Raw genomic sequence first — 6,000 nt, 5'->3', positions numbered from 1 at the left:
ATTTTAATGGACATTACTACACGCAACATATCTTCATAATGGTTTTCAATCAAATTCCAATCTACTGATTGTGAAAAATAATCCATCAATATGCATATACATAGACTCTTTATCTGGTCTTAAAAACTTTAAATCTTTCCAATTACGAATTTGAGGCATAAGTTCAATCCCTAGTAGGGGTAGAACCAGCATCTTCAAGTGAATCTGACATTTCCGAATAATCTGATTTCAGTGGTGTGAATTTAATAAGTTTAAGCAAGAAGTGACATAGAAATATGATTCTGTGTCACTTTTTCATCAAAACCAATTAAATATCAGGTTCATTTCATGTTTTAACAGTTTAAAAAAGCGACATAGAACTCATGAACTATGATTTCGTGCCGTAAAAATCATGAAAACAGCCAAAAATTGTCTGAATATAAAAAAATGCCCATTCTACTCGAAGATGCTGGGTTTACCCCATGCCCATCAACTTAAGGATAGAAACTCCACGTTTTTCCATTGATTGAAAATGAAAAAACTTTTAAACAGTATAATCCTCTTAAAAATAAGCATACGAAATAAACCCTAACGGGTTGGATTTTTTTACTTATGCAGCTTTCTTTTGTTTTCCAAGTCCACTATACTCATAGATAACACCCATAATATCAAAGACAGTTTTCTTCTCATATCGATGAGATTTCCGGCCATTTTTCTGTAGTAGGGTAAACAGGCGGATTAAAACCTTTGTTATTACTTGGGTGTTTCTCTGTATTGCTTGATATAAAAGCGATAGATGATCTTGAATCATCCCAATTGCTTTATATTCGCTTAGTTCTCTTTTGTGCTTTTGCAACAGAAGTTGGCGCATTTTAAACATCGTGGAAGAACAAATAAAAATAGCAATGAGTTTGCCATACACATGGCATTCTAATCGCTCTTGTTTTATAGTTTGCCAATGATGAATTTGAAATAGAGATTTCCACGTTTTAAATATAATCTCGATCTGCCAGCGGAGAGAGTAAAAATCATGGATTTGTTCCATCGGAACCACCTCCCAAGGCGTATTCGTAACATATATATTGATACCCGTTAATCGTTTACTCTTTTCTGAAAACGTAATCCCCTTTTTACTTTCGGTATAGCTTTGTTTTTTTCTACGTTCCAGTATTTGTTCCTCTGTTAATCGGTAGATAATTACTCTTGTAAATAATCTTTGATTCTTGTCAATATACGACTCTTTTATTTCGTACGTTTGTCCTGGTTTTAACGTGTTCATAATGTTCTCTAAATCAACTTGGATATACTGTGACTGTTTTTTGATTGTCCCATTTCGAAAATATTCCGGAAATAGATTTTTCGTATAGACGGTATGGTTTAACTTAAGTCTTGATATATATAGCACACGCCACGTTGATCCATTTGATCTAAATCTTCTAATGAAAAATAGCCTAAATCACGAATACACAGATCACCCGGCCGTAAGGTATCTAAACAATCTGTTCCAAATGTTTTATCATTATTTTTCCCTGGCCCTACCTGGAAGTTTAGAAACTATCCGCTGTGTAAGTCATATTCTAATTGAATCTTGATACCTGCTGTTTGTGCACAACCACCTGACCCAGGATATACATGTGCTAAATGTTTCGGTACTTGGAAGATTGTCGCATCTAAAATACGGATTCGTTGAAAATACGTGAGTGCTGCACTTGAAATGGCTGATGTTTTACAAAGTTTACTTTTCCATAATACAGAAAAAATATATTTCGAAAATTCAACCGCTTTTTTATCAAAGCGTTTATTGAGTCCTTCTGGACTCATAAGAGTGCCTGTGGCTGCGTGTAATTGACTGCATAGTCGAACGAGAGAATCACTCGCTGTACGTTGACTGACCCAGATACATATGGTAGCTAATTCATTTCCTGAAAATTTTCGTTTTCTTTTTACAAAACCTAATTTTTTTGCGAGTTCTTCCAAAAGAGAAGGGGTTAAATGACGATACAGCTCTTCAGAAAAGAGTTGTAGTTCATCTTGAATCGAAAGATTCATAAAAAATGTCATCCTTTCTAGCTAGCTTTTTAGAAAGAATAACGTTTTTTGACACTTGAGGGTAGTCTTATTTCTTAAGTTGATGGGCATGTGGGTTTACCCCTAGTAGAACAAGATCATCGCTTTATAAAGAAGCGTATCCGTTCTATGCTAGGGCTCAAATCTTTTGACACAGCTATATCTATTCTTTCTGGAGTAGAAGCCATGCATATGATTAAAAAAGAACAGATTAATTTACGGAACCAGTCTATCCAAAATCAGAAAGAATTCGTCCATCAATTGTTTGGACTTGTAGCATAAGATAGGATTCCGTTAGGAATATATATGCTGTATTCTCTTTTACTTTATTTTTGCACCAGAACCAAAATTTCTTATCCACAGAAATGGGAAGAGTAACACACACCATCTTGTTTTTGCTGTTTTATTTTTGATTCAATAAAGCTAAAATCATCTTCTGGAAGGGTCTGAATAAACGTTTTTTCCATAAAAAACTCCTTTTTAGTTATATTCTAACCATATTTTTTAACGGATTGGCTTTTCTAAAACACAATCTTTAATTGGAATTTTTTCTAAGATAACTTTGCTTTCAAATTCATTAATACAAGTTGCTAATTTTTTTATAATTTCTCCTGATTTTTCTTCTGAAAATAAAGACATTGGATAAAGTAAGAAAGCAATTTTATCTGTATCATCTGGAGTTACTTTAAACTCTGGCACAATACTAATCAATGGAATTTCTCGACCTTTATGATTTTCACTCCAGCAATATTGAATGAATGCTTTAGCAATTTCATTAGCATCATAATGTGGAAATTCAGTTAAAATGTGATGAAATGAAATCGTAAAAACAATTTCCCATCCTAGTGAAGCACTATTAATAACAGAGATACCATTTAAATTTTGTAGCTCTTTTTCAAATAATAAACTCAGCGTATGTAGCCTAACCAAATATTCTTGAAAGCCTTTCCTCCCTAACCGATTCATTGCTACCCATGCAGCCGCAATACCGGTAGCTGGTCGAGAATTTTCAATTGTGTATCGGTACGAACGAAAGTTTCCAAATTCATAATCATTTTCACTATATGTATATGTACCCTCATTTAGGTAATTAAAACACTCATCGGTTTTTGAAACAAACACGCTCGTCGAATAGGGACATAAGCCATTTTTATGCATATCTACCCCAAATGAATCAAAACGTGAAACACCTTCCATTTTTTCTATTACTCGTTTAATTTTAAAACGAATTTCAGGATTCTCAACACGCTGTTCCCATTCTCTTTCACTTAGACCCATAAAATTAAACCATAACCAGCCTATTACACTATCTAGATGAAAGTATGGAAAATAAGTTTGTTCGGTTTCTTTAAAGACTTTCTCCACGCATTGATAAACCTCATTTGTATCATCGCACGCAAAATTGATCGTAGTTCCACCACAACAAACGATCGCTGCAATACGTTTATCTTTAGCTAATTGCTCTTCAATCACTTGTTCTAAATCATTTACATCCATACGCCAATCTTCTTTTGTTCTAATCCTAATACATTGATTTGCACCTAATCCCAGTAGTGAACATACATGTTCAACACAATAATGAGCTCCTTCATTTGTTAAAATAACGAGATCTTTTGGAAGCCCTTCACGTCTAGATTCAGGAGATATTTTTGAAATTGCTGATTTAATTGCATACAAAAGGGTTAATTTTCCGCCATTACAAGAGATTCCATGCGATTGTTCCCATCCTACTAAACGACCAATAGCTCGTGCTATACGTTGTTCAAATAAAATAGTTTTCCCACCAAAAGCATCCATTAAACTATTGGAATTGTATAGTTGTGTCATCGTTGTTGCCGCCACTGTATCTAACAATGGTGATGGTACCATGTTGAAGAGTGCATATGGAGACTGTGGACGAATACTTCCTTCAAACATCTCAGTAAGGCTTGCTAAAACCTCCTTTGAATTCCTTCCCTGTTCAGGTATATAACTCTTCCTTAATTCTTCTTGGTAATTAAAAGAATCCACAGAAAATTTAGGATTGAGGTAATTATTAACTTGCAGTTGTTTTTGAAGGAAAACAGTTTTATTTAGTAATGTCTCTACATTATCTTCTTGTGGATGTAAAAATTCTTTTTCGATAATAAGTTTATTTTTCATTCCGAACCTCCATGAATATACATTTCTACCCTACCAATGAAATTAAAAAGTTCTTCATTTTAAATCACACATTTTAAAGAAGATCATACCATCTATTATATAATCATTGGATTTAAAATACCTAATAATCACAATATTGTAACATTTTGTTTTTAATGTGAAAAGATCGGCTTGATTTGAGAAATAAAGTTTAACTGAAAACCTAATCTTATTATTGGTGTCATGCGGATTTTAGTGTTGACTAATGTTTATTCGGTTTTGTTGCAAAGTTTTCTAAGTGAGTTTACACTTTAGAAAAAAGGTACGAGGAGAATCACAAATGCGAAGTCTTCAAAGAGACTCCGCCTTTTCAATGTACAATGAACTTCAACAATTATTAGCTACTCCTTAAACATTGTTCCTCATTTACCAACCTGTTTATGTTTTTTTCAAACTTTGCAACAGAACCTATAATAAAATTCAAGTATAATAAGGGGGATTAATTAAAGGATTTTTCAAAGCATGATTACAGCTATTATAGAAAAATTACAAGAGACCGTGAATCCCTATTGGATAATTGTATTTGGCTCTACAGCAGAGGACAGAGAAAGAGAAGATAGTGACATTGATATAACTTATTTAAGTAACATAAAATTAGGGGATTATTAACGTTTTTTATTAGCACAGGAGTTAGCGGATATTGTTCATAGAGATGTTGACTTAGTTGATTTATCAGAAGCTTCTACAGTTTTCCAATCTCAAATTATACATACAGGGAAGACGATATTTTGTTCGGATGAAGAGCGAAAAACAATTTTTGAAATGAAAACTTTAAAAATGTATTCAAAATTGAATAAGGAACGCAAAATCGTGTTTGAGGATATAAAGAAAAGAGGTTCTATATATGAAGAATGAAGTTATTTTTAATAAAATTTCTACAATGGAGCGTTGTATAAAAAGAATTCAAGAGGTATATGGAAATAACCCTGATAATTTAGTGGATTATACAAAGCAAGATTCTATAATATTAAACATACAAAGGGCATGCGAAGCAAGTATTGATTTAGCAATACATATTGTTGCTAGGAAGAAATTAGGATTACCTCAATCGAGCCAAGAAGCATTTGATTTGCTAGTTACAGCAAGTTTGCTTAGTAAAGAGTTAGCAGGTAAGCTAAAAGTAATAGTCGGGTTTCAAAATATCGTTATTCATGACTATCAAAGTGTAAATTTAGATTTTGTACATCAAATTATTGAGAAACATTTAAATTACTTTAAATTATTTACAAAGAAAGTTTTGGAGATATTGGAATTATAGAGGAATAGGTCTTAGGGTCATGACTATATAAATAAGAAGAGATTAATAGGGTGCTATAAATTGTGGTGGAACATAACAACATACTAAATTTATAGATAGTAAAGCGTAATTAAATAGATGTATTGTAGAAAGATACTTTCTTAGAAGTGTCTTTTTTAAATTTATTTTTTTGTATTCAATATAAGCCTTTTGGTGATTATTTCAATGTATATTTTGGGTATTATGCAAAAATGCATTTTTAGTATTGTACATAAGGATTTCAGGTTAAAGATTTATCACTTTCTGACAGAAGAATCCTTCCACAAAATACCCAAGGTACGGATTTAAATTATGTGGGTGAAATCTTAGTAAATAAATCAGAAATAAACGCATTTGGAATATTGCGGAAAATATAGAGTGCTTATTAGCAAAAGTAATGGGGGGAATATGGGAATCTTAATGTATTATTGTATAAATAAAAGAGAAGAAATCGAATATTCAAAAAAGATTTTAGAAAATTTTAAATATTTTTAATT

At 32.2% G+C, this 6,000-nt stretch carries 2 protein-coding genes and 5 pseudogenes; 4 read left to right on the top strand and 3 right to left on the bottom strand.

Annotated features, from left to right (window positions below):
- Together RBB48_RS28830 and RBB48_RS28825 are read right to left on the bottom strand one after the other, a co-directional pair.
- Nucleotides 1-177: pseudogene (locus RBB48_RS28830) on the bottom strand (Tn3 family transposase); the annotation flags it as partial.
- A 412-nt stretch (nt 178-589) separates the two neighbouring features.
- Nucleotides 590-2,028, bottom strand: a pseudogene (locus RBB48_RS28825) (IS4 family transposase).
- 102 nt (nt 2,029-2,130) lie between these two features.
- On the opposite strand from RBB48_RS28825, the pseudogene RBB48_RS28820 reads away from it, so the two are divergent.
- Nucleotides 2,131-2,328, top strand: a pseudogene (locus tag RBB48_RS28820) (DDE-type integrase/transposase/recombinase); the annotation flags it as partial.
- Nucleotides 2,329-2,550: 222 nt separating this feature from the next.
- Here the strand turns inward: RBB48_RS28820 and RBB48_RS28815 are convergent.
- The gene (locus RBB48_RS28815; protein ID WP_306008586.1) at nt 2,551-4,188 is read right to left on the bottom strand and encodes a pyridoxal phosphate-dependent decarboxylase family protein; all 1,638 of its coding nucleotides are present in this window, start codon (nt 4,186-4,188) and stop codon (nt 2,551-2,553) included.
- Nucleotides 4,189-4,504: 316 nt separating this feature from the next.
- On the opposite strand from RBB48_RS28815, the pseudogene RBB48_RS31895 reads away from it, so the two are divergent.
- The 3 genes and pseudogenes from RBB48_RS31895 to hepT form a co-directional block, all read left to right on the top strand.
- Nucleotides 4,505-4,579: pseudogene (locus tag RBB48_RS31895) on the top strand (IS6 family transposase); the annotation flags it as partial.
- A gap of 110 nt (nt 4,580-4,689) precedes the next feature.
- Nucleotides 4,690-5,082 (top strand): annotated as a pseudogene (mntA, locus tag RBB48_RS28810) (type VII toxin-antitoxin system MntA family adenylyltransferase antitoxin).
- Nucleotides 5,072-5,485: a type VII toxin-antitoxin system HepT family RNase toxin gene (gene hepT, locus RBB48_RS28805; protein ID WP_306008585.1), complete on the top strand. Its 414-nt coding sequence runs from the start codon at nt 5,072-5,074 to the stop codon at nt 5,483-5,485. Before mntA ends, hepT begins: the two are co-directional and overlap by 11 nt.
- The last annotated feature ends 515 nt before the right edge of the window (nt 5,486-6,000 follow it).

The sequence above is a fragment of the Bacillus sp. MMSF_3353 genome, assembly GCF_030733445.1.
In the GTDB taxonomy this organism is placed as follows: Bacteria; Bacillota; Bacilli; order Bacillales; family Bacillaceae_G; genus Bacillus_A; species Bacillus_A wiedmannii.
This window is presented reverse-complemented; position numbering and strand designations above follow the sequence as displayed.